Annotated in this window: 23 protein-coding genes and 1 tRNA gene; 13 read left to right on the plus strand and 11 right to left on the minus strand. The window is 35.2% G+C overall.

Going from position 1 to position 27,000, the window contains the following annotated elements; translation table 11 throughout:
* Positions 1–51 precede the first annotated feature (51 nt).
* The 3 genes from prwr041_RS04645 to prwr041_RS04655 all read left to right on the plus strand — a co-directional run bounded on the left by prwr041_RS04645 (position 52) and on the right by prwr041_RS04655 (position 4,601).
* The gene (locus tag prwr041_RS04645) at positions 52–2,010 is read left to right on the plus strand and encodes an alpha-L-arabinofuranosidase C-terminal domain-containing protein (protein ID WP_207155180.1); all 1,959 of its coding nucleotides are present in this window, start codon (positions 52–54) and stop codon (positions 2,008–2,010) included.
* A gap of 119 nt (positions 2,011–2,129) precedes the next feature.
* Positions 2,130–2,309 (plus strand): DUF4250 domain-containing protein, encoded by a 180-nt coding sequence (locus prwr041_RS04650; protein ID WP_018464245.1) that lies wholly within the window; start codon positions 2,130–2,132, stop codon positions 2,307–2,309.
* A 102-nt stretch (positions 2,310–2,411) separates the two neighbouring features.
* Positions 2,412–4,601, plus strand: a complete 2,190-nt coding sequence (locus prwr041_RS04655; protein ID WP_207155181.1) for a glutamine synthetase III family protein — start codon at positions 2,412–2,414, stop codon at positions 4,599–4,601.
* A 155-nt stretch (positions 4,602–4,756) separates the two neighbouring features.
* On the opposite strand, the gene prwr041_RS04660 is transcribed toward prwr041_RS04655, so the two are convergent.
* Together prwr041_RS04660 and prwr041_RS04665 are read right to left on the minus strand one after the other, a co-directional pair.
* Positions 4,757–6,757 (minus strand): histidine kinase, encoded by a 2,001-nt coding sequence (locus tag prwr041_RS04660; RefSeq protein WP_207155182.1) that lies wholly within the window; start codon positions 6,755–6,757, stop codon positions 4,757–4,759.
* Positions 6,758–6,762: 5 nt separating this feature from the next.
* Entirely contained in the window at positions 6,763–7,509 is a 747-nt protein-coding gene (locus prwr041_RS04665) for a LytR/AlgR family response regulator transcription factor (RefSeq protein ID WP_207155183.1), read from the minus strand.
* Positions 7,510–8,035: 526 nt separating this feature from the next.
* On the opposite strand from prwr041_RS04665, the gene prwr041_RS04670 reads away from it, so the two are divergent.
* The 7 genes from prwr041_RS04670 (at position 8,036) to prwr041_RS04700 (ending at position 17,186) form a co-directional block, all read left to right on the plus strand.
* On the plus strand, positions 8,036–8,344 hold the full coding sequence (locus prwr041_RS04670) for a hypothetical protein (protein WP_207155184.1): 309 nt from the start codon (positions 8,036–8,038) through the stop codon (positions 8,342–8,344).
* A 284-nt stretch (positions 8,345–8,628) separates the two neighbouring features.
* Complete coding sequence (locus prwr041_RS04675) at positions 8,629–9,147, plus strand: DnaJ-like cysteine-rich domain-containing protein (RefSeq protein ID WP_207155185.1); 519 nt, start codon at positions 8,629–8,631, stop codon at positions 9,145–9,147.
* A gap of 37 nt (positions 9,148–9,184) precedes the next feature.
* Positions 9,185–10,312: a WG repeat-containing protein gene (locus prwr041_RS04680; protein WP_207155186.1), complete on the plus strand. Its 1,128-nt coding sequence runs from the start codon at positions 9,185–9,187 to the stop codon at positions 10,310–10,312.
* Positions 10,313–11,584: 1,272 nt separating this feature from the next.
* The gene (locus prwr041_RS04685) at positions 11,585–12,574 is read left to right on the plus strand and encodes a YqiA/YcfP family alpha/beta fold hydrolase (RefSeq protein ID WP_207155187.1); all 990 of its coding nucleotides are present in this window, start codon (positions 11,585–11,587) and stop codon (positions 12,572–12,574) included.
* Positions 12,575–12,577: 3 nt separating this feature from the next.
* The gene (locus prwr041_RS04690) at positions 12,578–13,078 is read left to right on the plus strand and encodes a methylated-DNA--[protein]-cysteine S-methyltransferase (RefSeq protein WP_207155188.1); all 501 of its coding nucleotides are present in this window, start codon (positions 12,578–12,580) and stop codon (positions 13,076–13,078) included.
* The gene (locus prwr041_RS04695) at positions 13,071–16,424 is read left to right on the plus strand and encodes a DEAD/DEAH box helicase (RefSeq protein WP_207155189.1); all 3,354 of its coding nucleotides are present in this window, start codon (positions 13,071–13,073) and stop codon (positions 16,422–16,424) included. The genes prwr041_RS04690 and prwr041_RS04695 overlap by 8 nt, the downstream gene beginning before the upstream one ends.
* A 201-nt stretch (positions 16,425–16,625) precedes the next feature.
* Complete coding sequence (locus prwr041_RS04700; RefSeq protein WP_207155190.1) at positions 16,626–17,186, plus strand: porin family protein; 561 nt, start codon at positions 16,626–16,628, stop codon at positions 17,184–17,186.
* 128 nt (positions 17,187–17,314) lie between these two features.
* Here prwr041_RS04700 and prwr041_RS04705 read toward each other — a convergent pair whose 3' ends face one another.
* Genes prwr041_RS04705 through prwr041_RS04715 form a run of 3 tightly spaced genes read right to left on the minus strand, consistent with a single transcriptional unit; the run spans position 17,315 to position 19,567 of the window.
* Complete coding sequence (locus prwr041_RS04705; protein WP_207155191.1) at positions 17,315–18,223, minus strand: LysR substrate-binding domain-containing protein; 909 nt, start codon at positions 18,221–18,223, stop codon at positions 17,315–17,317.
* A gap of 8 nt (positions 18,224–18,231) precedes the next feature.
* On the minus strand, positions 18,232–18,723 hold the full coding sequence (locus tag prwr041_RS04710; protein ID WP_207155192.1) for a threonine/serine exporter family protein: 492 nt from the start codon (positions 18,721–18,723) through the stop codon (positions 18,232–18,234).
* A 58-nt stretch (positions 18,724–18,781) separates the two neighbouring features.
* Positions 18,782–19,567 (minus strand): threonine/serine exporter family protein, encoded by a 786-nt coding sequence (locus prwr041_RS04715; RefSeq protein ID WP_207155578.1) that lies wholly within the window; start codon positions 19,565–19,567, stop codon positions 18,782–18,784.
* A 680-nt stretch (positions 19,568–20,247) separates the two neighbouring features.
* On the opposite strand from prwr041_RS04715, the gene greA reads away from it, so the two are divergent.
* Together greA and prwr041_RS04725 are read left to right on the plus strand one after the other, a co-directional pair.
* Positions 20,248–20,715 (plus strand): transcription elongation factor GreA, encoded by a 468-nt coding sequence (gene greA, locus prwr041_RS04720; protein ID WP_207155193.1) that lies wholly within the window; start codon positions 20,248–20,250, stop codon positions 20,713–20,715.
* Positions 20,716–20,751: 36 nt separating this feature from the next.
* Positions 20,752–21,150 carry an HIT family protein gene (locus tag prwr041_RS04725; protein ID WP_207155194.1) on the plus strand — a complete coding sequence of 133 codons (399 nt, stop codon included), beginning with the start codon at positions 20,752–20,754 and terminating at the stop codon, positions 21,148–21,150.
* A 76-nt stretch (positions 21,151–21,226) separates the two neighbouring features.
* On the opposite strand, the gene prwr041_RS04730 is transcribed toward prwr041_RS04725, so the two are convergent.
* A complete protein-coding gene (locus prwr041_RS04730; RefSeq protein WP_207155195.1) occupies positions 21,227–22,321 on the minus strand; it encodes a mannose-1-phosphate guanylyltransferase in 1,095 nt (364 codons plus the stop codon).
* 164 nt (positions 22,322–22,485) lie between these two features.
* Here prwr041_RS04730 and prwr041_RS04735 point away from each other — a divergent pair.
* Positions 22,486–22,567, plus strand: a tRNA-Leu gene (locus tag prwr041_RS04735).
* A 113-nt stretch (positions 22,568–22,680) separates the two neighbouring features.
* Here prwr041_RS04735 and prwr041_RS04740 read toward each other — a convergent pair.
* The 5 genes from prwr041_RS04740 to prwr041_RS04760 all read right to left on the minus strand — a co-directional run bounded on the left by prwr041_RS04740 (position 22,681) and on the right by prwr041_RS04760 (position 26,997).
* Complete coding sequence (locus prwr041_RS04740) at positions 22,681–23,172, minus strand: hypothetical protein (protein ID WP_207155196.1); 492 nt, start codon at positions 23,170–23,172, stop codon at positions 22,681–22,683.
* Between the two features lie 50 nt (positions 23,173–23,222).
* Entirely contained in the window at positions 23,223–23,834 is a 612-nt protein-coding gene (locus tag prwr041_RS04745) for a TIR domain-containing protein (RefSeq protein WP_207155197.1), read from the minus strand.
* Between the two features lie 2 nt (positions 23,835–23,836).
* Positions 23,837–25,246 carry an SIR2 family protein gene (locus prwr041_RS04750; RefSeq protein WP_207155198.1) on the minus strand — a complete coding sequence of 470 codons (1,410 nt, stop codon included), beginning with the start codon at positions 25,244–25,246 and terminating at the stop codon, positions 23,837–23,839.
* A 15-nt stretch (positions 25,247–25,261) separates the two neighbouring features.
* Entirely contained in the window at positions 25,262–25,810 is a 549-nt protein-coding gene (locus prwr041_RS04755; RefSeq protein ID WP_207155199.1) for a TIR domain-containing protein, read from the minus strand.
* 422 nt (positions 25,811–26,232) lie between these two features.
* Positions 26,233–26,997: a hypothetical protein gene (locus tag prwr041_RS04760; protein ID WP_207155200.1), complete on the minus strand. Its 765-nt coding sequence runs from the start codon at positions 26,995–26,997 to the stop codon at positions 26,233–26,235.
* Positions 26,998–27,000: the final 3 nt, after the last annotated feature.

A 27,000-nucleotide genomic window follows, 5' to 3' on the forward strand; every position in this document is an offset into this window, starting at 1 on the left:
TTTCGTATTTTTGCATCACTATTAATATATCTAAAAGCAATAACCCAAATTATGAGAAAAAACAGATTACTATCTACTATGCTTTTGTCGGCACTGGCTTCTATCGGTGTCAACGCACAGCATCAGTTCACAGTAAACACCAAGCCTGGTGCACCAGTTCAGTCAACAATGTACGGAATCTTCTTTGAAGATATAAATTTCGGTGCTGATGGCGGACTGTATTCCGAAATGGTAGAAAACCGTTCATTTGAATTTCCAGACCGACTTATGGGTTGGAATGTATTTGGTAATGTCGCTGTTAACGACATCAAGCCTGCATTTGACAGAAATCCTCATTATGTAACAGTGTCACCTTCTGGTCATCGTGAAAAACAGTCGGGATTGGAAAATCACGGTTTCTTCGGTATGGGCATAAAAGAAGGCATGAAGTATGACTTTTCTATCTACGCACGTCTTAACCTACTACAAGGTAAGAGCACTAAATTCCGTGTCGAACTTGTTGGTGAAGACGATGTACCAATATGCCAAGACACGATTGTAGTGACCAACAACCAATGGCAAAAATATACAGCTACACTATCTTCAGACAAGACGATGGAGAAGGCTTTCATGAGGATTTTCCTTATGTCTGGAGAAAGCGTTGATTTGGATCATATCAGTTTAATGCCACAAGACAACTGGCATGGAATGCGTGCAGATCTCGTAAAAGATCTTGCCGACCTTCATCCAGGCATATTCCGTTTCCCTGGTGGATGTATCGTTGAAGGTACTGACCTTGAAACTCGCTATCAATGGAAGAATACGGTAGGTGATCCAGAAAATCGCCCACTTAATGAGAATCGCTGGAACTATACATTCCCTCACCGTCTGTATCCAAACTATTACCAGACTTTGGGACTTGGCTTCTACGAATACTTCCTGCTTTCAGAAAAAATCGGCGCACAGCCTTTACCTATTTTAAGCTGCGGACTAGCATGTCAATACCAAAATAGCGACAACGACAAGAATGCCCACGTCGCTCTTGACAAATTGCAACCTTATATAGACGACGCCTTAGACCTTATTGAGTTTGCCAACGGACCAGTTACAAGCAAATGGGGAAAACTACGTGCAGACATGGGACACCCTGCGCCTTTCAATCTCAAACAAATTGGAATTGGAAACGAGCAATGGGGAGCTCTGTATCCAGAACGTTTAGAAATGTTCGTAAAGCAAATTCGTGCCAAATATCCAAATATTAAGATATGTGGTTCAGCCGGACCTTCAGCTAGTGGTAAGGAATTTGACTATGGCTGGGAACAAATGCGACGTTTAGGCGTGGACCTTGTTGACGAGCACTATTATATGAGCCCGGAATGGTTCCTTAAGAATGCCGGACGTTACGATAAATACAGCCGTAAGGGACCGAAAGTATTTGCTGGAGAATATGCGAGCCATGTTAAAGGACAAGGTGACAAGCCTACTGTTGCAATGAACAATTTTGAAGCAGCACTATCTGAAGCAGCATTCATGACTGGTCTTGAACGAAATGCAGATGTTGTACACCAAGCAACTTATGCTCCACTATTCGCACACGTAGAGGGGTGGCAATGGCGCCCAGACCTAATATGGTTTAACAATCTTGAAAGTGTACGTTCTGTAAACTGGTATGTACAAATGCTATACGGCACAAACAGAGGAACAAACGTTTTAAGCTTGCTTGAAGACGGCAAACCTATAGAAGGTGCAGACGGATTGTATGCAAGTGCTGTATATGATAAGGAAGCCAAAAATTATATCATAAAGATTGCAAATACAGGTGATGCAGACAAAGACATCAATATCACTTTCAATGGTATAAAGAACCTTGGTCCTGGCAAACTCATTACATTACACAGTAACGATCTACAGGCTACAAACACTTTGAGCAACAAAGAGAATGTAGTCCCACAGACTACAAATATCGAAGCTAAAGGTAATACGCTGTCGGTAAAAATACCAGCAAAAACATTTGCTGTCTACCGATTCTAATCAAATGGATTGATATATATTAAACTTATAAAGAGATTTTGTTGCTAAATGATAAAATGTTTGGCTGTTTCATTGCTTTTTATTACTTTTGCACCCATAATAAGGTAAAAAGTATTGAAATGGATAAATTGCCAAATGACCCAATGATTCTCTTCAGCACATTAAACATGCTGTTGCGTGATGACTACACTTCTCTTGATGAACTGTGCGATGATATGAATGTAGACCGCACACATCTTGAAAATAAGTTGGCTTCTGTCGGCTTCGAGTATAGTAGGGAAAACAACAAATTCTGGTAAAGATATTATGTGAAGGACTCTCACGCATTGTGAGGGTCCTTTTTTTGATACTGCAAACTTAATCGAATTCAATTTGAATTAACAATAAAGAACTAAAGAACAATGGCAAACTTAAGATTTGAGGCTGTAGCTGGGGCCTTTAAGAAAAGACCACTCAACGTAGAAATACCTAAGAATAGACCTTCTGAGTATTTCGCTAAGTATGTGTTCAATCGTCAGAAGATGTACGAATATCTACCTGCCGACGTTTATGAAACATTGATAGACGTGATTGACAACGGCTCACGGTTAGACCGCAGTATTGCAGATGCAGTAGCCAGCGGTATGAAGAAATGGGCAATGAAAAATGGAGTTACTCACTACACTCATTGGTTTCAGCCTCTTACAGAAGGTACAGCCGAGAAACATGATGCTTTCGTAGAGCATGATGGGAAAGGCGGAATGGTTGAAGATTTTTCAGGTAAGCTCCTTGTTCAACAAGAACCTGACGCCAGCAGTTTTCCTAATGGCGGTATCAGAAATACTTTCGAAGCCCGTGGATATAGTGCATGGGATCCTACATCTCCTGTATTCATCATGGATGATACATTGTGTATACCAACTATATTTATTTCGTATACAGGTGAGGCTCTTGACTATAAGGCACCATTACTTCGCTCACTCCATGCTGTAAATATTGCGGCAACCGAGGTATGCCACTATTTCAATGAAGATGTTAAAAAGGTAAGTGCTAATCTTGGTTGGGAGCAGGAATACTTCCTTGTTGATGAAGATTTATACTCAGTTCGCCCAGACCTCATGCTCACAGGACGCACTCTTATGGGACATGATTCAGCTAAGGATCAACAGATGGACGACCATTACTTCGGAACTATTCCCGAGCGCGTGCAGGCTTTCATGAAAGACCTTGAAATTCAAGCTCTGGAACTTGGTATTCCATGCAAGACTCGCCACAACGAAGTTGCGCCTGGACAGTTTGAACTTGCTCCTATATTTGAGGAATGCAATCTTGCAGTAGACCACAATATGCTATTGATGAGTCTTATGAGAAAGATTGCTAACAAGCATGGCTTCAGAGTTTTACTACATGAAAAACCTTTTAACGGAATAAACGGTAGTGGAAAACACAACAACTGGAGCCTTACTACAGATACAGGTATTCTTTTACATAAGTCTGGAAAAACACCAGAGGACAATCTACGTTTTGTTGTTTTCATTGTTGAGACTCTTATGGGAGTATATCGTCACAACGGATTGCTTAAAGCTAGCGTAATGAGCGCTACAAACGATCATCGTCTAGGAGCTAACGAAGCACCACCTGCAATTATTTCCAGTTTCCTTGGTAAGCAACTTAGTGTTTTACTTGATCATATCGAGAAATCAGACAAGAACGATTTGTTCACTGTAGCAGGAAAGAAAGGAATGAAACTTGATATTCCAGAGATTCCTGAACTTATGATTGACAACACCGACCGTAACCGTACATCACCATTCGCTTTCACTGGTAATCGCTTTGAGTTCCGTGCTGTAGGTAGCGAAGCCAACTGTGCAAGTGCAATGATAGTATTAAATGCAGCTGTTGCCGAGGCTCTTACTCACTTCAAGGAGCGTGTAGATGCATTAATTGCAAAGGGAGAGGAAAAGAATTCTGCAATAGTAGATATTATCCGTGAAGACATAAAGGCAACAAAGCCTATACGTTTTGACGGCAACGGATATAGTGAGGAATGGAAAGTCGAGGCTGCAAAGCGTGGACTTGACTGCGAGGCTTCATGCCCAGTCTGCTTCGATCGCTATCTTGACAACAAGAGTGTAAAGATGTTCGAGGACATGAATGTTATGAAGGACTATGAACTTAAAGCCCGTAACGAAGTAAAATGGGAGACTTATACTAAGAAGATTCAAATTGAGGCTCGCGTTCTGGGCGACCTAGTGATGAATCACATCGTACCAGTCGCCACTCATTATCAAAGTCAATTGGCTAATAACGTTCAAAGCATGTTTAATATCTTCGGCCGTGAAGAGGGACAAGTTCTCACAGCCCGCAATATTAAGATCATCAAAGAAATTGCTGAACGCACTCAAAAGATTGAAACTGGAGTTGAGGAACTTGTTGACGCACGTAGAAGTGCCAACAAGATTGACGATGCACGTGAACGTGCTATTGCATACCACGACTCTATTGCTACAAGAATGGAAGATATAAGATATCAGTGTGATAAGCTGGAGCTCATTGTTAGCGATGAACTTTGGACACTTCCAAAATATCGTGAACTCCTATTTATAAGATAATAGTTAAGTATTTTAATAACTAGCATTAAATATAAAAGTCCGTGGAAGTGAAAGCTTTCACGGACTTTTATCTCATATACGCGATATCTTAGTTTAATAAGATATCAACAAACTTTAATCGCAATTAAACTATGTCTTCAAGGGTTTCTATCATGTTAGACATCAAGTGAATAATTGTATTCCAAAGGAATAATTATCTTAACTTGGCAGCCTTTACCATTGGGATTTTCATTCAATTCATAAACCATTTTTGCCTCATTACGTTCATTCAGCATGGCAAGTGTCTCTCGAATGACTATCATTCCAGTTCCTGTGCTATCATCTTTTGCTTCAAAAGCATTTATTCCACGACCATTATCTGTAACAAGTATCTGCATTATCTTACCAATATTACGAATATTTATATCAAGTCTTGTGTCTCCTTCCAATCCACGCAACCCATGCTTTATTGCATTTTCAACAGCTGTTTGAATTATCATTGATGGAATCAAAGCATCATCGTCTACATTTTCATCTATTTCCAAGTTATATTCAAAACTATTTGACAAACCATAACGCTGTAAATCAACATAATTATCAATAAAATCCAATTCTTGACATAGCGGAACACAGATTTCATCAGACTGTTCCAAACCACTTCTTATAAGATTAACCAAACGTTTTATATCTGTTTCCTTATTACCTTGTTTTCTATTATATATTTCATAATTTAGTACGTTGAAAATGAAGTGAGGTGAAACTCTGTTTCTCAATTCCTCCATACGCAATTTCAATATACGCTTTTTGGCATCTATTACAAGACGTTTATGGCGATTTTTATTATATCTGTATATTCCCCAATAGGCTAAAACTAATAATGATATAATAAACAATGACACAGCAAGCAAGAGTTGCGATGTACGGTAATGTTCCTGACTTCTTGACAAATCAAGTTTCAGTCTCAAAGCCTTTGAATCTTGTTGATAACGAAATGCTGATTCTGCAGTGGCTAATTTCTGTGTTTCACTTTTCACAGAATCATTTATATGTGTAAGTCGTTTAAGACAAATAAGAGCATTGTGGTCGTCACCTATACGAGTATAATAGTCTACAAGATAATTATATCTCAAACAAATCTGTTGACTGATCACAGATGAATCAGTATTATTCTTCAATAATGGCCTCACTTCTTTTAATCGATTTCGCTGAAGGAGCATGGCTATATTTTGTGTTTCTAAATAATAAATAGCAGTCTTATTATTTGTTTTTAAGTAAAAATCTTTGCACTTGTTATGATATATTTCAGCCGAGTCAATCATTCCATTTCGAATATATGCATCGGCGAGATTCAACCAAGTAATGTTTCTATCGAAATCATTACCTGTCATCTTATTGAGATTGGCATTGATTATCTTAAATATTTTGAGCGTATATTTGTAATCTCCTTTATAAAAATAATAGTTTCCCAACGTGTTATAATAAAAAAAACGTTGTCTTCCATGCATATAAGGAAGTAGTTTTTTCGCACTTTTGAAGTATTTATCTGCTTCTGGATAATTAGCTAGTCCTGTATATATCTCGGCTAATCCTACAGTTGCTTGAATCTTTGCATCAATATTATTTAGGGAGTCACTAACAAGTAGTACTTTTCTAAGACATGAAGCTCCTTTAGCATAATCTGGCATAGCCAAATAACCGTCAGATATGTCCGTAAGAATAGTTGTCTTGTATAATTTATTAGTTCCTTTATCTTGGTATGAATATGCTAAATTATAATTCTTTATTGCCTCCTTGTAAACAAAGTTCATCATCGCTCTATTACCAATCAGAACATAATATTTAGCAAGCAAGTCATTGAGTTTCGGGGATAGCTTAGTAGCATCGGCATATCGCTTGCACTTCTTGAGCAATAAATCCATCCCATGCGTATCATTTTTCCACATCATAGATGATGCATGATAAAGCGTAAAATAATAATAGTCAGTACTATCTTTAGATTTACGCATACCTAGGTCAGCCAAGCTGTCTATTTTATTTCCTTCACTACCTAGGAGTGTATCTAGTTGAGCTTTTATGGAATCGGTTGCTATATTGTAATGTTTATGAGATTCTGATTTATTACAAGAGCATATTGTTATAACCAATGCTAGCACTGGTAAAAAGTTGCGTAAGGTCATTATTATTAAATATTGGGATATATTTTCCTTAAATCAATTAATTTAGCATTGCTTATTTTAATATCGTCTACCTTTTCAAAAGGAGGTTTCATTATACAATGTCCATCTTTTATAAAAGCTAACAAACGAATGTTTATTATATGTGATTTGTATGGCATCATAAAGGAGTCTGAAAAACATAATAGTTTGTCACCTTTAGTACTTCGTTTCAAAGCATATTTTTTCCCATTGCTTAAGAATGCAGTCCAATATCTAGACTTTTCATTGTATGCAAAAAAAGAAATTTCATTAGGGGATAGCATTAGTGTTTCACCCTTTGCAGTGTTAAGCATCACCTGTTCACTTTCGGTTCTTGATTCAACATTTTCCTGTTTGGCATAGCCTTCATCAAGCACTCTTCCTAATACGATAGAAAGTTCTTTTTGATCTATTGGCTTTAATAGGTAATCAAACGCCTTTTCTCGCAATGCCTTTATCAAATATTTATTATATGCAGTGAAAAAGACTACATGGCATTCTTTTTTGAGAAGACTTCTTACTGAATGCAAAAAATCAAAACCCATACAATCAGGTAGCTCTACATCAAGAAATATTAAATCAGGATTAAAGTCAAGCAATAGTATTCTACCTTCAGCTCCAGTATAGGCATTACCGCAAATATTCAGCATTGAACATTTTACTAATTCTGTTTTTAATTGTCCAGTGGCAAGTTTATCGTCATCAATGATAATAGTTTTCAATAAAGATTTCATAATCACTTAAGTGTATTTAAAGTAAGACTTTGAGAACAAACAAAAATAACAACTCCCTATAAACAAACATTGCCATTTCAATCTGCATTGTTTTCATTATAGAGAGTTTACTTTAGTCTATATTTTTGCAAAAATAAGAATATATTTCTTTTAAAGCAAGTTTTATTGATATTTTTTGTCCCTAAAATAAGAGAGTGTTCCAATCTTGTTAATCATAAATATTAACCCATTCAAAATACAAATTACCTTTATTAAAAATTAATACCAGTTCAAGCACTTATTTCATCAATTCAAGCACGAAAATGACAAGTTTGGGGCTTTTATTAGATTTCATCATTTTTATATTCGAACAGTAAGCTCTAAATTTGCAGCAGAAATACATATATAAAAAAATAATAATAAATACAAATAATAACAACTTATAGTAGATATGGAACAAACAAAATATCATCAAGTGACTCATGGCATATAAGAACGCCAACATATTAATTGGGGAAAGTTGTATGTAAATGGAGACACATTGACATTGGAAGTTGAACAAAATAATAATAGAGAGCCAAGATCTGATTATTTCACATTAAGATCAGGTAAACACACTCTTCGTGTAGATATAAAACAAAGTAACGAAAACTCATCACATAAGGCTCCGGAAACTGAGACTCAAATTTTAACAGAACCAATGGCTGAAATAATAAAAGTATGGGCTGACTACAATATATATAATAACTCCTTAAAAGGAATGAATATTCACACAAAATTTTCCACATCCGACGAAATAAGGAAAAGGATATATATGATAATCGCTTTTTATTATTCAGATAACAAGAGTAATTAAAAAAATAAAGATGGCAAAAACTTACAGTTTGAATTTGATGATATTTCACCATATCAATTTTCATTATGGCCAGATGTAAGCATTTTTGTACCATATACAGATTTAAACATGTCTTCTGGATTTAAAGGAATATTATCTTATGATATTATAATTTTAGATGAGAATAGTCATCTATTGGCAAGAAGTTAAAATCATGTTTTCGTTTATTCAAATCAGTGATATCACAATATATTTAAGTCACATTTATAAAAAGTTGTGCCCGACACATAATAGGGTATGAAAAGATGAAGAATATCTTGAAATTAGCATTATTATCTATGCTTGTTCTCATTATCCATTCTTGTAAGGACTCATCTAAAAATTCTTACAACACAAGCAATGATATAGAAGAGCAAGAACTGAGTGAAGACACTATTGCAGATAGAGAAGAGCAACCTTTAGCAGAAAAAATGGTCACATGCCCAGGATGTAATGGCAAAGGAGTAATTGAATTAGATCCTGGTAGTCTAATGGCGCCAACAGTACCTTGTTCTGCATGTAATGGGACAGGAAAGGTAAGCGAATCTACAGCAAATAAGATTATACAAATAAACCAACAATTCCATCAACAAAGCCAACAAAGAGTCAATCCTGCAGAACTTGAATACGAGTTGGAAAAAGCAAAAACTATGCTTGACCAACTTATAGAAGAACGAGAAAACTGTAGTAGTGTTACACTTCTTCCATCTTACGATAATTTAATTATGAAACAAAAAGAAAGAATTTACGAATTAGAAAATCAACTAAATGCTATAGCATATTGATATATGAATTTATTAAAGTTTAAAAAAGACGACAAGAATGAAGAATATTGCTAAAACTATATGGTCAACCTTTTTACGAGGTTTTCGCTGGTTATTTGTTTCTCAAAGTGAATCTAAGTTCGGAATCTTTGTCCGAAGAGCTTTTATTACATGTATAGCAATAATGTTGTTTGCTTTGCTTGCTCTATCCATCGTTTGCTCTTATGAAGATTTAAGAAACAAATATGCTACTAATAAAACGGAAAATGAAGTAGAAGATGGTTCAGACAATATATATATTAGTCGCCATATATATTTCTATATACCTAAGGATAGTATGGGGTATATATATAACTACTATACTAATGAGAAACTGATAGAAGATGTAGGATTTATAGCCAAACCTGTTGATGGAGATAAATTGATCTGTTTTTCAACTGGAACAAAGCGAGGATATTTCAATGCATATACTGGCAAAATAATGATTCGCCCTTGCTATGACAAGGCTTGGGTTTTCAGTGATGGTTTGGCTGCAGTACAAAAAGGTAAGGATTTATTTTTTATAAATCATAAAGGGAAACGAGCATTCAAAAAATCATTTGAGTTTTCTGACAATGCTGACGGGTATTGTTTTCATAATGGCTATTGCATAATAGCTTTAGGTGATTGCCATTTTGGCGTTATAAACAAAAAAGGAGAATGGGCTATACCTCCTATCTATGTCGATTTAAAACGTAGACTTGATGATTACTGGATTGTTAAGAATAAAGATGGATATGGACTGATGAAAGGCTTCAGAAAGATGATACTACCATGCAAATATATTTATATGGATGTTGACGATTTTGGGATTCTTGTTCAGAACAAAGATTGTACTATGCAAAGGCTGAATTTTGATCTTACAATAAAGGACAAATTTGTTTGCGAAGAAATTGAGCCACTTCTATATCGTACCCCTAAACTTAATAAGAAAGGTGGACATCTTATGGCTGTAGCTTCATGTAACAGTTATAGCGTAGGAGGTTGTAATAATGGTTATGGCTATGGTTTGATTGACTATAAAGGCAGACCACTCACTAAGCCTATTTTCTCTCAAATTGTTGCCATTAACAAAAATGTATTCCTATGTAAGCAAGAAGACAATGGTATTTTGTTAAACAATCATGGTGAAAAAATAAACAAGTAAATAAAAATAAGCAAGAAGCAGGGATCGTATGACTAATTCTATATTAGTCTATACTTTCTGCTTTTTCTTGTTTGAAAAACTTTATCTCTAAATATCCTATTATATAAATCATTCGCGTCCACTTAAAATGATTAGCTTTCAATGTAATGTATTATATAATAAATGCTTAGAGCCTAGATTTCTCCGTGACGATTTAAATTTTTGTGGATTTAGGCTGTCTCTCCAACTTTTTTTTTGTGTTTTTAGCTACAAAGCTATGGTACTTGCCCCAAAAGCCGATAAACAGAGGACTTAACGAAACGTAGTTTGCTGGATTTAGCTACGTTATTTTGTGTCATTGAAGGATGAAATATATTTTATGAGTAAATTTATCAAAGAACTGTTGACTGCATCAGAGGGACTGAGGATGTGTAAATAGATACCGTAAACAGGATCAGAATTTTCAAGCTTGTTTAAATATTCTGCTGAATTCCGCTGAATTCTCGGCAAAGATACTGCTAAATTTTTGCCCATGCAATCAGATTTAGGTTAGCCTGTTAGCCAAAGTTATAATTAGATACACATTATGGTACATGTACGCACACGCACTGTGAATTTTTCAGCAAAAGAAATGTCGAAGTGTCTATCCATTGAGCATCAACTTGTTAGGACTCTTTTCGAGTAGAATAAAATGGAGGTTATTCGTCGATAAAATATGGGGACAAATTTTCATCATTTTGCATTGCACTTTACGAAGTAATTTGATGCGCTTTTTGATATTTTCCAGTGCTTTTCTTCGTAAAACGCACTGCGTTTTACGAAGAAATAGGAGGTAAAACATCGTAGAAACGTTTGCGTTTCTATATAGAAACGCATGCAAAACTTAAAATTTGACGGCCAGATCATCGACGCTTTTATTAGTAGAATTCGTCGGTAAAATATTGGCATTCATTATGTTAACACTTCGACGCTTATATTTTGGAAACTCCTAAGTTCGCGCGTGCCTGCACGTACATTATATATATATAGAAATAGATAACATAGCTAAATCGACCTAACTACGTATCGTCACTTCTTAAATAAATTCACCATTTATTTTGTATTATGTTCGGCTTGCACTATCTTTGCATAAGATAAGGCTGCACTCGACAAAACATATAAGTAAACTTTATGATTTTGTTCTCGTTGGCACTATCTTTGCATAAGATAAGGCGGCACTCGACAAAACATATAAGTAAACTTTATGATTTTGTTCTCGTTTGCACTATCTTTGCATAAGAAAATATTAAAACAATGGAAAATCCTTATATCAAGCAGTTTCCCGAACTTATGGCGGGAAAAAAGATTATGTATGTTCACGGTTTCCTTTCTTCAGCACAAAGCGGAACAGTGAAGATGCTTCAGGAAATGATGCCCGAAGCTAAAATCATAGCAGAAGATATTCCTGTACACCCAGAAGAAGCAATGCAATTATTAAAGTCTATGGCAGAAAACGAGAAACCAGACTTGATTATCGGTACTTCCATGGGGGGTATGTTAACAGAAATGCTACACGGCTTTGACAGAATACTTGTTAATCCTGCTTTCCAAATGGGTGACACTATGAGCAGTATGACTGGACGACAGGAATTTCAGAATCCACGTAAAGACGGAGTAAACGAAATTATAGTTAACAAGTCACTGATTAAAGAATATAAGGATTTAACAACGAAAAGTTTCACAGATATCAGTGATGATGATAGACACAGAGTCATCGGTATGTTTGGAGACAACGATCCTGTTGTACACACTTTCGATATTTTTAGGAATCACTATCCAAATGCAATATATTTCCATGGTGAGCACAGACTAATTGATAAGGTTGCACATCACTATCTCATTCCTATCATAAGATGGATTGACGACAGACAACAAGCAAAGGAACGCCCAATTGTCTATATCAACTATGACGCCATGCATGACAGCTACGGGAAACCAGCAAGTAGCATGCATAAGGCTTATGAAATGCTGATAGAAAACTATAACGTATATATAGTGGCAGAGGCACCAACAAACAATCACGAATATACAGAAAAAGTTCAGAATTGGGTTGAGGAATACATATCCGCACCAGCATACAACCACATCATATTCACAAACCAGAAACATCTGCTTTATGGAGACTATATGGTTGATTTATTTCCCGATGAGAATTTCATGGGTACCGCAATTGAGTACGGTAGTGAGGAATTTAAGACATGGGAAGAGGTAATAACATTTTTTGAAAGACTTGGAGGACAATAATTTATGGATACAGAAATAGTTTATGGTTTCGCTGAATGTAAATTCGGAACAATTGTAGTAGCATGCAGGTCGAAGGCTATCTGCGACTTACAGTTTTTAGGATATAATAAAATGGAGGTTATCCACGAACTCGCTTCTCACTGGGGCGTGTACACTCCTACTACCCAAGATGATATGATGGCTGATACCGTAAAGAGGATTATCTTTGACGGATACGACCAAAAAATAGACATAAACCTTCATGGGACGGAATTCCAACTTAAAGTTTGGAAAGAAGTTATGAAAGTACAAAAAGGTGAGACTATTTCTTATCAGGAACTGGCAGAACGTATTGGCGAACCTAAGGCTGTAAGAGCTGTCGCCAGTGCCGTAGCTCAGAATCCTATTGCAATGCTTGTGCCTTGTCACCGCATCATACATAAAGACGGAACTCTAGGGGAATACCATTGGGGAAAAGAACTGAAGAAGCAACTTCTTGATTGGGAAAAGAGTACAGATGTCTAATTTCATATCAAGCAATGAACTCTTTGACCGCATCCTTGATATTATTCGCGCGGATGAAGGCTCACCTATAAACAAGATGCTTCATGAGACTCTTGTTCTGGCATGCAGTCAGGGGCTGACAGGCAACATCCTTGCTTTCGGTAACTTATTTTCTCAGGTAGACTTTCTTTGTAAGAAACATCATGTAGCAACGAATGATGCGATTGCCATTCAACGAATGAGACGTAACAGTAATCATGCACAAACTATTGACAAAAGCGATTTTATGTATGATTGCCGTGCATTAGCTATATTCATCTCAGCAGTTTTTGATACAGATATTCCTTCTTCGTTGGTAGGATTATTACCTGTCGAAGATAAACCACAGCAAGAATATCGCCATATAGACTATCGTTATATACGATGCATCGTAAAAAGCTTTGAAGATAAATATCTCACTGCCGAAATTGATCAAGATTCTACAAACCGTGAAATCAGCATACATCTAAAAGAAGAACAGGCATATCTTAACAATATACTGAAAGAAGGTATGCAGATAAATCTTATAGACGTTACTTCTCCTTTGGAAGAGTACGAAGGAAAAAGTGAAGCTTCTATAATTGTGATTGAGCCAGACTTTCTTATAGATATAAGTAGCATTGCAAGATGCTTCACCGAATATGGACATAATCCCTTGTCATATACAGTAAACAGTATGTCTGCTGTAGCCAACAGTCAAGCTATACTAATAGGTAATTTTGCAGGAAGCGCTCTTGACGACATCATAAACAGTAAGGCGAATTATGACTGGACGGAAACATTTAAGAAGAATTTCAAAGAGAAAGCTTTGGAATATTGCACGTGTCCTGATTTAAACAAGAAGGAGGATTTCCGCTTGGCATCAATAAGACAGACTAAAAACATTCTGCAAATTGTTGATTACATTAGGAATAACTATATATCTCCTGAAAGTAAAAGCAGTGCAATACTTGAGCCGTCTTTTATATGCGAGCAACTTGGAATACAGGGACGTGCTGACCTTATGACGAATGATTTTTCTCTACTTGTTGAGCAAAAATCAGGAAGCAACTACAATATTCAGATTAATCAACCAAATGAATACGGAAGTTTTCAGAAAGAAGACCACTATGTACAGTTGTTATTGTATTATGGTGTACTTAAACAGAATTTCCACGTAGGCAGCAACAAAACTGATATAAGACTACTCTATTCTAGATATCCACTTCCAGGGGGACTTGTTGTTGTGAATTTCTACCAAAAGCTGTTTCGTGAAGCTATTAAATTCAGAAATCAACTAGTGGCAAATGAATTCAGCTTCGCCATAAATGGTTTTGATGGAGTTATAGAAGAACTCACTCCCGAAACGTTGAATGAAAATCAACTTAGCAACAGCTTTTTCAACAATTGGATATTGCCAAGATTCGATGAACTGCTAACGCCTTTACACAAGCTATCAAGTTTGGAAAAGTCATACTTCAACCGAATGATGACATTTGTATACAGAGAGCAGTTGGCTAGTAAGGTCGGTTCACAGGAAGGCGTAGGCAACAGCATTGCAGACTTGTGGAATATGCCTTTAGCAGAGAAGAAGGAAACAGGAAACATCTATACCAATTTAAGAATAGTAAACAAGGAGAAGAGTAATGACTTTAATGGTTACGACACAATAACCTTTAATGTTCCAGACCAAGGCGCAGACTTTCTTCCAAACTTCAGGATTGGCGACATGATATATATGTACGCATATAAGGAAGACGCTGAACCTGATGTAAGAAAGACCATATTATTTAAGGGTAACATCACTGATATACATTCAAATAGTATTGCTGTGCATTTAACTGATGGACAGCAAAATTCGTCTGTGTTTACCGACACTACTTATGCAATAGAACATAGTGGTAGTGATGCATCTACAACTTCCGCTATCCGTTCGCTTCATAAGTTTATCACATCCCGACAAAGTTTCAAAGACTTACTTTTGGCTCAACGTCAACCACGCAAGGATGAAAGTATACAATTAAGCCGCAGTTATAATCCGTCTTATGATGAGATTATACTTAAAGCCAAACAGGCACTTGATTATTTTTTACTTGTAGGTCCTCCGGGGACGGGTAAAACAAGTATGGCTCTACAATATATGGTGAAAGAATCTATAAGTTCCGACCAATCTATTTTACTTATGAGCTATACCAACAGAGCTGTTGATGAAATATGTGGAATGCTGAGTGACAACGATATAGATTATATACGTATAGGCAACGAGTTTACTTGTGATACAAAATACAGACAACATCTATTATCACAGATAATAGAAAACTGTCCGAAATTAAATGTCATAAGGCAAAAGATTTTAGATTGCAAAGTAATCGTTGGTACAACATCCACAATTCAAGGCAAGTCTTACCTGTTCAATTTAAAGCACTTCTCTACTGTTATTGTTGATGAGTCAAGCCAGATTCTAGAGCCGAATATCATCGGACTATTGGCTCAAGCTGATTCCAAGTTCGTTCTTATTGGCGACTATAAGCAGTTACCAGCAGTCGTTCAGCAAGATTCTGCCGTTTCATCTGTAAATGATGTAAGCCTTAACAACATTTCCCTAGACAACTGTCGAAACTCATTGTTTGAAAGACTTATACATATTGAGAATACCAATAACAGAAATGAGTTTACTGGTGTTCTAAGACGTCAAGGACGCATGCATCCTGACATTGCGGAATTTCCAAACAAGATGTTTTATTATAAGGAAAATCTACAACCAGTTCCTCTTGAACATCAGACAAAAAAGCAACTTGAATATTCATTGGAATCAATTGATTATCTTGATGATGCATTAAAAGCTCACCGAATGGTATTCATTCCTTCAAGATTCTGCAAGGAACCTAATATATCAGACAAGGTAAATTCAGAAGAAGCTAAAATAGTGACAGATATACTAAGACGCATATACAGATTCTATGGAGTTAAGTTCAATGCAGACAAAACTGTAGGGGTGATAGTACCCTATCGCAATCAGATTTCAATGATAAGAAAGGAAATTGAGAAACTTGGTATTCCAGAACTAGAAGATATAAGTATAGATACTGTTGAGAGATATCAAGGAAGTCAACGAGATGTAATAATATACTCGTTCACCATCCAAAATCGTTATCAGTTAGACTTCCTTACAAGTAATTGTTTTGAGGAAGATGATCATATTATTGACCGCAAATTAAATGTCGCAATTACAAGAGCTAGAAAACAAATGATTCTCACTGGTAACGCAGAGATACTTAATAATGATATCATATTTAAAAGCCTCATTGAGCACGTAAAGTCCAAAGGCGGATATATTGCATACGAATAATAATAGGTAGCAACGAATCTTATTTGAAAATATCACTAAGCTTAAACTCGTTTTTTGGCTTTCATAGCGGCAATTCAATCTAATATTTAATTCAAGAAAAATTTGGAACTAAATAAATATATATATATCTTTGTAATGACTAATTAATATTAGAGAGTTGCTTCCACAGAGGGAGCGAAATTAATATAAATATAAAACATTATGAAAAAGATTTTATTCGCAGCAATGTTGATGTTTGCTTCAACATCCTTTGCACAACATGCTATCGGTTCATTAACTATTCAACCAAAGGTTGGTTTAAGCATAGCAAACATTACGAAGGGTGACAACAACGATCCACGATGGAGTGGCGTCGCTGGTGCAGAGTTTGAGTATCAGGCTACGGACATGTTCTCGATAAGTGCCGGTGCTCTTTATTCTATGCAAGGTGCTAAAAACAGTGGGACAACAGTAAAGTTAGATTATATCAATGTCCCAATTCTTGCAAATGTTTATGTAGCAAAAGGTCTTGCCATTAAACTTGGTATCCAACCTGGTTTTAATGTAAACAGCAAGGTCTCTGGAAATGAAGGAATTTTTACTTATTCTAGCAGCTTTGACGCAAAGACTCTTGATCTTTCAATTCCAGTAGGTATTTCTTATGAATACAATAACTTTGTCATTGACGGTCGCTACAATTGGGGTACAACCAAGATTATTGATGGTTCAGACTCAAAAAACAGCGTATTTCAGGTTACACTTGGTTACAAATTTGAGTTGTAATCAACAATAAATACGTATAAAAAATTAAACCGCCATCAGGTTTCACAATCTAATGACGGTTTTTTCATACACTAAAATGATTATTTTGAGGTTTGGCTATTGGTTTTCACCATAGCCGAGTAATTATTTTATATTAAATCTGCCAATGCAGAGTATTTTTTTATCGAATTTGATTCACTTAGCAGCCTATAAAACTCGCGTGCACTGTTTTTAACATACGCATTTTTCAAAAGATGAACACATCCTTCCATGTTATCATTGACTCCATCAAGAGGTATACCTATCAATTTCTCTTCATCATGAATAGTCGTTTCCGCAAGTACAGTGACATAACTAGTTTCTCTAATTAGCTTCAGTAAGATGCTAACATCATTAAGTTCTATTCTGACATTATATTCATGATCGGTATTCGAACATATATCATCAAATGTATTGCGTGCCTGAAGTCCTAAAGTCGGTAAGGCAATATCGTAACGTTCAAGTTCAGAAAGAGAGACTGATTTATGACCAGCTAGTGGATGGCTTTCATTAACCACAACATTAAGCCTATTATTAAAAAGCACATGACTCTCTATATGTTCATATCTTCGTGTAGGTTTGAAAGCTAACACAAAATCAACTTCTCTCTGTTGCAACATATCCATAAGTTCAGTCATTGGCTTATAGTATATATTAAGTTTCACCTTCGGATAACTCTTCATAAATTCAAGAAGGGAATCCGTTAACAACGGGCTGAACGTATATGTTACACCAATGTTCAGAGTTCCACCGATCATTTCTTTCAAGTCGTTCATGCTTTCTACGCATGTATCGGCGTCTATAATTGTCTTTCTTGCATAAGGAAGCAGATGCTCACCATTTTCTGTAAGCAGCACCTCATGACTATTACGCTGGAACAAAGACACTCCCAGTTCACGCTCCAACTGTCTGATCTGCTGCGAAAGCGTACTCTGCGTTATAAAAAGTTCTTTAGAAGCTTCCGAAAAGTTCAGTGTTTCTGCTGCCTTAAGGAAATATCTCAACTGTCTTAATTCCATAAATTTGTTCAATTATTGTATCGTGTAACTCTGAATGAAAACTTCTTAAATATGAAAATCGGAACTGTGACTCCCAATACCATACCCAAGATATCAAATGAACAAGTAAATCCATTCGATGCACAAAGATACAAATAATGATTGAATAATTCTTCTTTTTGAGCTGACAAACAGAAAACTAATCCTTCTATAGTATGATAAGCATATATTCCAGGAATCATTGGAAGAAGAGACGGAAAAGAAAAAGTCTCTGGTGGACATTTAGCATAACTTGACAGCAATACAGCCAAACAACCTATAACAAGAGCAGCTATAAAACTTGCATTAATTATCCCCCAATGAAGACTACTATTCATTAGTATAAATCGTGTTGCATGTCCCATACCAGCAATCAAAGCACAGTATTTATATGCCTGTTTTGGAGGATTACTTATACTAGCAAATCCTATTCCTGCAAGAGCGCCAAAGAATGCATCCTGAAAAATTTCTAAGAAAAACATCTATATCTATATTTTGTATGCTAAAACTTTTTCCTATAAACAACCATCAATCCGTCTGCTAGAATATCTTCAAATTCATCAATAGCATTCCTGCAGCAAGTCCACATGACAGGCAGAAGGTCAGCATTGCAGCTCCCATAAATCTACTAAAAGACACTAGATAATGTCCATCAAGCATATCGCTCAACGAATTGATATATGGTATACCTGGTACAAGATATAAAACGCTTGTTCCAACGGCCAGTTCTGGGGTAGTTCCAATATGGAATACATATCCTGCCGAGCCTATAACTGCTGAGAAAAAAGAACAGACTAAGAATACTACTCTGTCATCAAAGCCATCCTCAAGCATCATTTGCTTCAATCTAAATCCAGCGAATGTTGCGACAAAGACTATAAGCATAGCTATTGGATCACCACCAAATAAACGGCAAAAAGACATATTGGCTAGAGAAGTGAGTACCAGCACAAGCCATTTATTTGTATACGGTGCAGCTATAATTTTATCAAAGCGTTCACGTGCTTCTTCAAAGCTTACCTTTGCGTCAGTTATCGCCCAACTTAGCTCGCTAAGTCGTGTGTTTTTATAGAAGCTAATACCCGTCTTTGGCTTTCGCTTCAAATAAATAAACGATTGCTTTGTATCATTATCAAAAACACTCAGATGCACAGAACTAGGCATGATTGTAATCTCTGTTTTGAGATTCCAGGCCTCAGCTATTCGTGTAACATTCTTGGTTATCCTAATACATGTTGCGCCACATCCTAACAACCATGCTGCATATTCTGCAAGGAACACATAAGCATCACGTACATCAACAGGGGTGTTATTAGAGCACGTCATCTTCTGAGCCGTATATTGAGTAATCGTCCCCAATCTCAATAATATCATGATGATTTATTGAATTATGAAACTTGTTGATTATCCTTAAACAAAACATCAATAACAAGACAGCTACGACAACACTCCACATTATAACCTGATTATTCATATCGAAATACTTATTTTATCGAAATACTTATTTATAAATTCGATGCAAAGGTAATACCATATAGTTACTCACGGAAGCAACGATAAGTGTTTATTACGATAACGGCTATTGGTTTTTTCGATAGCAACAACTATCTATTACATCGACAGTCATAAAACAAAAAAAGGGACTCCGCTGAGTCCCACCTTTGTTAACCTTAAATCTAATACTATGAAAAACACGTTGCAAAGATATTCCAAATATCCATTAGTATCAAGCTATTGAGACTGGAATTATATTTTTATTTAGGTTTTCATGATATAAATCAAGCCTGTGTGCGATAACAGCCCGTATTTTGCGTTATTATATAATATAAATATCTCTTAAAAACTTGTTTAATTCAAATATAATCTCTAACTTTGCAAAAAGAAAGATAAAACATAGCGAGTATATTATAGGATACAGAATTCCGACACCACATGATGTCGGAATTCTTTATTTTATTGTCCTCGCCATAACTTCGTAATATTAATTAATAATAAATTAAAACATTATGGCTTACATGTCACAAGAAGGCTACGATACATTAGTAGCAGATCTTAAAAGGCTCCAATCAGTAGAGCGCCCTAAGGCATCAGCCGCAATTGCTGAAGCCCGCGACAAAGGTGATTTAAGTGAAAATTCTGAGTATGATGCCGCTAAAGAGGCACAGGCTCATCTCGAAGATAAAATAAACAAGATAAAGATTGCTATAGCTGAGGCTAAGATTGTTGATACATCTCGCCTCAGCACTGACGCCGTGCAGATTATGTCTAAGGTAGAGATGACTAACATGGCAACGAAATCAAAGATGACCTACTCTATCGTCAGCGAGAGCGAGGCCAACCTCAAGCTAGGCAAAATAAGCATCAAGACACCTATTGCACAAGGACTACTTAATCATAAGGTAGGCGATGTCGTTGAGGTAAAAATTCCACGTGGCGTAATAAAGCTGCGCATTGACAAAATCACGATAGAATAATCATTGCTTTATTCCTTAACTTTTAATTCAAAAAAGATGAGCACTATATTTTCAAAGATTGCAGCAGGAGAAATTCCAAGCTATAAATGCGCAGAAAGTGATAAGTTCTACGCTTTTCTTGATATCGACCCAGTAACAAAGGGACACACTTTAGTTGTTCCACGCAAGGAAGTTGACTATATCTTTGATATGGAAGATACTGAATTGGCTGAATTTGAGGTCTTTGCGAAAAAAGTAGCAAAGGCTATCAAAGCAGCGTTTCCTTGTAAGAAAGTAGCTCAAGTCGTACTTGGTCTTGAAGTGAACCATGCACACATCCATTTGCTGCCAATGAACAGCGAAGCTGATGTTGACTTTAAGCATCACGTAAAACTAACAGAAACTGAGTTTGAGAAAACCGCTGACAAGATTTACAAAGAATTTCAAAAATTGTAAACGCCAATAAACAAAGAAGGTAAGAATAAAGTAACACACGACTTATTCTTACCTTTTTTATTTTTATATTATCACATTAGATAAATTTATCACCTTTCTTCATTTGCACCTCAGTAACGTATTTTCTTACAAGGGCTGAAGAATCCTCTTTCTTGCAAATCAACAGAACATTATCTTTTTCTGCTACTATATAACCATCAAGCCCATTAATAACAGCAAGTTTATCCTTTGGAAGTTTAATCACATTACTATGGGAATTCTCCAAAATCACATCAGAATTTATAACAACATTATCATTCTCGCTCTTTTGCATAGACTCATATATCCCGTGCCATGTTCCTAAATCAGCCCAACCGAAGTCGCATTTTTTTAAAAACACATTGTCTGACTTTTCCAATACTCCGAAGTCAATTGACAGATTAGGATATAAAGGGAAATTCTCCTTGACGAACAAATTTTCATCCTCCATTTTCCAGTCTTCATTATCCTGATCCAACTTACGCAATACCACAGGCAACAACTTACAAAGACTATCTGCAAGATATCTCACATTAGAGAGAAATATTCCTGTGTTCCAATACCATTCACCGTTCTCCATAAATACACGGGCGAATTCACGTTCAGGTTTTTCTATAAACGACTTAACTTTATATATATCATCGAAATCAGTATTATCACCAATCTGCACATATCCGTAACCTGGTTCTGGGCGAGTCGGCTTCACGCCCATTGTGAGTAAGCAGTTATTTTTTTCTACAAATTCAAAGCCTTCTATCACATTATCTTTAAATGCATCCTCATTGATTACGGTTTGATCAGAAGGCGAAACTATTAAGTTTGCCTCCGGACATATTTTCAATATTCTATGTGCAGCCCATGCTACACTCGGAGCGGTGTTACGATATATAGGTTCAGCCATGATTCTGCTTTCAGGAACATTTGGTAACTGTTCCTTGACTATATCTATATATGCCTCGTTAGTATTTATAAAAATATTTTCTTGGGGAATAATCTTTGCAAAACGTTCATAAGTCTGCTGTAATTGAGTTTTCCCAGAACCGAAGAAGTCAATAAACTGTTTTGGATAGCTTTCACGGCTGCAAGGCCATAATCTTCGACCTTTACCACCAGCTAATATCACGCAAAAATTGTTATTTGGTGTTTTGTTCATAGTCATTTCTTTATTTTGGTACGAAATTAAATATTAAAAACGAAATTGCAAAGTATTTTTTGTTTTTTAATCAAACCTTATCCTTATTGAACACTTTTCTCGTAAAAACTTTGCACATTCAAAATTATTATGTACCTTTGCACCGTCTTAATAAAAGACGTCTCGCCCAGATGGCGGAATTGGTAGACGCGCTGGTCTCAAACACCAGTGGAGCAATTCATCCCGGTTCGAGCCCGGGTCTGGGTACAAAAATCCTGTAAATCTTTGATTTACAGGATTTTTACTTTTTATCAGTGTGAGAGTTATGTACTTTAATAAAGATTCTATTTTATTCACCACATTAAATCAAAACGGCAAATCTAAATTGCAGAATTATTTAGTTCCATTTCCTTAAATTTTTGGAGTTCTTTCTTATCTTGCATTATATTTAATAAGATAGAGTCTCTGTCAACCTTCGTCTTTCCACACATATCTTTCCGTATTAATAACATGACATCTAAAAAGCTATCCACCTGCCTATTAAGATCAAATTCTGTAAGGGAACTTAAATATTTGTTCAAAGCGAAAACTACATCATCGGTCCCATACATAATAAGTTCTTTTTTAGCATCGATAAGACTATTACGCATATCAGTATCATCCAAATTTTGGCTATTTTTTCTTTTCTTTTTTGCCTTAAACATTTCATAAAAAAAATCATAAAGTTTAGCATAAGCAGAATATCTTTTTTCAGAAAGTTGTCCTTCCATAATTTTTATTCTTTCTGTTTTACGATGAAGTTGATTTCCTAACCAAACACATGCCAATGTTGCAATGGCACTAATAAATCCTAATAACAAATTAACTACCATATTGTATTCTTATAATTTAAGTTGTTGTTTTTCTATTATTATCTTATTGTTTATCGAGTAGGAGTAATACTATAACCAGATGCATCATTCTCACTTTTGTCATAAGCGTTATTAATATATTTTTGGGGATTAGATAGAAAATCGTCCTCATTTATATACTCAATGTAAGATCCATTTAGCCAATCATAAGTTTTACAACTAGGGCAATGCCATTGAGGTGGATCTGAATTAAAATGATTTTTATATATAATTGGGTACAAATAATCATTTCTATAATTGATAACAAAGGCACCATGACAATTAATAAAATGATTGGTGAACCAATCATATCCACCATTAAATTTCATAATAACTCCAACAACACCATTTGTATGAGATGTTCTTTCTTTTCTTGTTATATTTTTTAGACAATACTCTATTTCCCAATCGATCCATTTACTTTCTTTCATGTGAGGAGATATTATGACTATAGTAACAGATGTATCAAACATCATATCACAAAGATTTTTTTTAATATTACTAGTTGAAGTGTCTTTCAAATCAGGGGAATCCGAAGTCTCACCCTTGTAATATTGAGCATCATCGCCCAAAGCTTTAATAATATCATCTCGCAAATCTTGTGCTTCACTATATTTGTAAGATATAAATGTTTTATGTGCCATAATTATTTTATTTTATTAATTAACCTAATTATTATTTCAATTAGTTCATCCAATGTTTTTGACTCATTACCTAAATCTTCAAATTCAGACCGATAGATGTCAAAGGAGCAATCATCTTTTTTCTCTTTCATTAATTCTGCCCATAATTCTTTCGAAATATATCCAGTTCTACCTACTGGAATTAGAAAATTTCCTTGGTCCTTTGATATTTCATATTCAGAGCGCATACCATTAGAAGAAACGACAGAACCTTTCTCTATTTTATTGCCTAATAAAAAAATAGATATTCCACTATACGATATCATATCTTGTCTATACTTTCCCCACAAAGCTCTAGCATCGTCGCCTTGAGGAAAAGGACGTAAAATTAGTTGATCGTTGAGCGACTTTTTCTGTTTATAATAGATTTCAGAAAGAGCACCACTAATTATTGCACTTCCAACCCCTAACCCATAGCCAGAAACGATTTTATAACCTTCTTTTATTAGTTGACTACTCAACTTGCTAAGAAATATTTCATAAGATTCTTTTCCGTCTGGATTATATTCAGCAGCAGCGCCAGATATGTACACAGTCTTATTATTATATCTTCTCTTTATATTCTGTAATATTTCGGTGATTTCGGAATAATCAGCAATCAATACTGTTCTTATATTGAAGCGTTCAAGATCATTAATGAAGTAAGATAATTTTTTTTGCGCATATTTGTAGTCATCTGAATTCTCATAATCAGCTTCCATATTATTCTTTAAAAAGCAATAATGTTCTCGCATATTTGTTTTTAGATGAGTCCTCAAATGAGAACATATATACGAAAAATTAGGATCCGAAAAACTAAATCCTATAAAGAGGAATGTTTTTGTCATTAAATCACCTGATAAAGTATTTATAAATGGAGTTTTTTCATGATAATACGACTCATAATCATCTCTTGTTAAAACAGAATTCTCAGGGTGATCCACATCACCATGCATTTTATAAATGACGGCATTTCTACCTTTCAATGTAGTAGTAAGATTCTCGCAACTAGATTTTACATCACAAATTTTACCATTATTTTCAAGTGTCTGTTCTATCAGCTTATCATAATTTGTTGTCCAATAAGTCGAAATTGGCAAGTGAGCTAAAAGATCATGATTCTTATTTGGGGTTTTCCCATTTTGGAATTCATCCCTGATTATTTGGTTTAATTTTGTACGATTACCTCCATTTGTGTTACAATAATATTGAGCAATTGCAACTAGATCTGACTCTTTTTGGATATCTAATTCCAACTCAATTGCTATGTCTTTCAATAAGTTCTTCCAATTAACATGCCCACTTGAGACAGACAAACCTGCCCCTGCAAAAATTGCAGCATCACCATTATTTAGTGCTGCAAGATAGTTCTTTATAAAGACTTCTTTATTCATAAGTAAAATCTTGATTTATTTAGGATACTGATTTCGAATTCTAATAGCTTCTTCAACCCAATCTTCAATATTTTGCTTAATATAAGAATATACATATTCACTACTGAGAAAAGGAGCATCGTAAGTTTTACAAACTTTGCCTAAGTTTATTTCATTAGAGTCAGATGCTGAAGATTTTTGTGCAATATAGTTGAATGTTATATCAATATAGAAAAGCCTAAATGGATTTTCCCCTTTTAACGATTGCTGACTTAATGCATTTTTAAGCCCATGAATGTAAATGCCAACAATACCTTTACCTTCCTTCCAAGCTTTCTCGATTTCATATCTACACCAAGGTCTATTTGAGGTTTCCTCACCAATAAGCACAATGATACAAGAACGATAATTCATATTATCATGAATCCATTTTTTGATAGCATACTCTCCTTTCCGCTTTACTTCTTCCCAATCGTTTGAAGATACTGGTGCATTACCTTCTATCGCACCAATGTTCCTTACTTGTCCAGCGCGCCAACTGTCATTTTTGAAATGAAAGCTGTAAAAAACTTGTCTTTTTTTCATATAATAAACCGTTATAAATTATTATACCATTTTAAGTAATAGGATTAACTCCCGAATAATTAGTGCCAAATTTATAGAACCAGATAACAATGCTATAGTTTTAACCCACACACCAGAAACAATAACCTCCGCCTATATATTTTTGTATAGGAATTGTAAATAATGGTATTAGACCATCATCTTTAACTACATCATTATAAACTCCTCTAAATTATGTTTTGCTATAAATAGTACGAACCTAAAATCCAAAGCAATAAAGTCGAAGCTATTGCAACAAAATAAATGCAACATTGTTACTATCAGCATACAGTGTTAATAGGGCCAACATAATAGTTATTGCCTATTTTTTATTTTGAATGAGTTTGAGTTCATTCGTGTAGTTACGCTTTTAATAAATTCTAAATGCTTGAATTGTTCCGATGTCATAATGTAATTTTATATAATTTATCTAATGCTTCCATCCCAGTTGTGTTAGTTGCTTTCCACTGATTAAGAGTATCATTGTTTATAACTTTAAAATGTCCAATGTTTAAAGGATACTGTACTTTCAATGGCTCATTAGCATCTTGAGCCTTTTCTAATATTTGGTCATAAGAAAAGGATCTAAGAATTGGTCGTTTTGGTCTTCTTTTTTGTATGGTTCTTGTTATCTCAATTTCGCCATATATCCAAGGCGACAATGTTTTATTGCCTATATCTTTAAACAAAACAGAATTTTCTGTATCCAAAAAGAAAACACACTCTGTTTTATCAATCATCTTATTTAATGCTGTCATAAGCATCATATGGACGTGACTTGTAGAGCAATTACGCTTACCATAGTCATACACATCTTTGGTTGCTTTCCAACAATACTTATCATCTATCTTCTTCAATAGTTCATTAGCATATCCCCATACACAAGAGTCAACAAAAGCGACAAGTTCGAAGGTATCATATAACCAACAAGCTAAGTTAATAGCTAACTGTTCGTCATTGTGAGAATGAGAAATAAAAATATCTGCTTTGACTTCAGGGAACCAATCTTCTTGTATCAGATGTCCATCAATCACCCCATCTTTTGTAATGTATTTATCTAGGGCTGAACGTATTTCAGTTTTTTGTTCCTCAAATAGAGACTTCCAGCCTTTTTTAGATATAGCATTATTGCCAATAATTATACCTTTTAAATTAAATCCTGTGTACATAAT

Origin of the sequence: Prevotella herbatica, from assembly GCF_017347605.1 — a bacterium.
Lineage (GTDB): Bacteria > Bacteroidota > Bacteroidia > Bacteroidales > Bacteroidaceae > Prevotella > Prevotella herbatica.

What these genes read in the sequence shown, in the direction of transcription:
- prwr041_RS04645 (WP_207155180.1), top strand. Translation starts at nt 52, where the DNA reads ATGAGAAAAAACAGATTACTATCTACTATGCTTTTGTCGGCACTGGCT.
- prwr041_RS04650 (WP_018464245.1), top strand. Translation starts at nt 2,130, where the DNA reads ATGGATAAATTGCCAAATGACCCAATGATTCTCTTCAGCACATTAAAC.
- prwr041_RS04655 (WP_207155181.1), top strand. Translation starts at nt 2,412, where the DNA reads ATGGCAAACTTAAGATTTGAGGCTGTAGCTGGGGCCTTTAAGAAAAGA.
- prwr041_RS04660 (WP_207155182.1), bottom strand. Translation starts at nt 6,757, where the DNA reads ATGACCTTACGCAACTTTTTACCAGTGCTAGCATTGGTTATAACAATA.
- prwr041_RS04665 (WP_207155183.1), bottom strand. Translation starts at nt 7,509, where the DNA reads ATGAAATCTTTATTGAAAACTATTATCATTGATGACGATAAACTTGCC.
- prwr041_RS04675 (WP_207155185.1), top strand. Translation starts at nt 8,629, where the DNA reads ATGAAGAATATCTTGAAATTAGCATTATTATCTATGCTTGTTCTCATT.
- prwr041_RS04680 (WP_207155186.1), top strand. Translation starts at nt 9,185, where the DNA reads ATGAAGAATATTGCTAAAACTATATGGTCAACCTTTTTACGAGGTTTT.
- prwr041_RS04685 (WP_207155187.1), top strand. Translation starts at nt 11,585, where the DNA reads ATGGAAAATCCTTATATCAAGCAGTTTCCCGAACTTATGGCGGGAAAA.
- prwr041_RS04690 (WP_207155188.1), top strand. Translation starts at nt 12,578, where the DNA reads ATGGATACAGAAATAGTTTATGGTTTCGCTGAATGTAAATTCGGAACA.
- prwr041_RS04695 (WP_207155189.1), top strand. Translation starts at nt 13,071, where the DNA reads ATGTCTAATTTCATATCAAGCAATGAACTCTTTGACCGCATCCTTGAT.
- prwr041_RS04700 (WP_207155190.1), top strand. Translation starts at nt 16,626, where the DNA reads ATGAAAAAGATTTTATTCGCAGCAATGTTGATGTTTGCTTCAACATCC.
- prwr041_RS04705 (WP_207155191.1), bottom strand. Translation starts at nt 18,223, where the DNA reads ATGGAATTAAGACAGTTGAGATATTTCCTTAAGGCAGCAGAAACACTG.
- prwr041_RS04710 (WP_207155192.1), bottom strand. Translation starts at nt 18,723, where the DNA reads ATGTTTTTCTTAGAAATTTTTCAGGATGCATTCTTTGGCGCTCTTGCA.
- prwr041_RS04715 (WP_207155578.1), bottom strand. Translation starts at nt 19,567, where the DNA reads ATGACGTGCTCTAATAACACCCCTGTTGATGTACGTGATGCTTATGTG.
- greA (WP_207155193.1), top strand. Translation starts at nt 20,248, where the DNA reads ATGGCTTACATGTCACAAGAAGGCTACGATACATTAGTAGCAGATCTT.
- prwr041_RS04725 (WP_207155194.1), top strand. Translation starts at nt 20,752, where the DNA reads ATGAGCACTATATTTTCAAAGATTGCAGCAGGAGAAATTCCAAGCTAT.
- prwr041_RS04730 (WP_207155195.1), bottom strand. Translation starts at nt 22,321, where the DNA reads ATGAACAAAACACCAAATAACAATTTTTGCGTGATATTAGCTGGTGGT.
- prwr041_RS04740 (WP_207155196.1), bottom strand. Translation starts at nt 23,172, where the DNA reads ATGGTAGTTAATTTGTTATTAGGATTTATTAGTGCCATTGCAACATTG.
- prwr041_RS04745 (WP_207155197.1), bottom strand. Translation starts at nt 23,834, where the DNA reads ATGGCACATAAAACATTTATATCTTACAAATATAGTGAAGCACAAGAT.
- prwr041_RS04750 (WP_207155198.1), bottom strand. Translation starts at nt 25,246, where the DNA reads ATGAATAAAGAAGTCTTTATAAAGAACTATCTTGCAGCACTAAATAAT.
- prwr041_RS04755 (WP_207155199.1), bottom strand. Translation starts at nt 25,810, where the DNA reads ATGAAAAAAAGACAAGTTTTTTACAGCTTTCATTTCAAAAATGACAGT.
- prwr041_RS04760 (WP_207155200.1), bottom strand. Translation starts at nt 26,997, where the DNA reads ATGTACACAGGATTTAATTTAAAAGGTATAATTATTGGCAATAATGCT.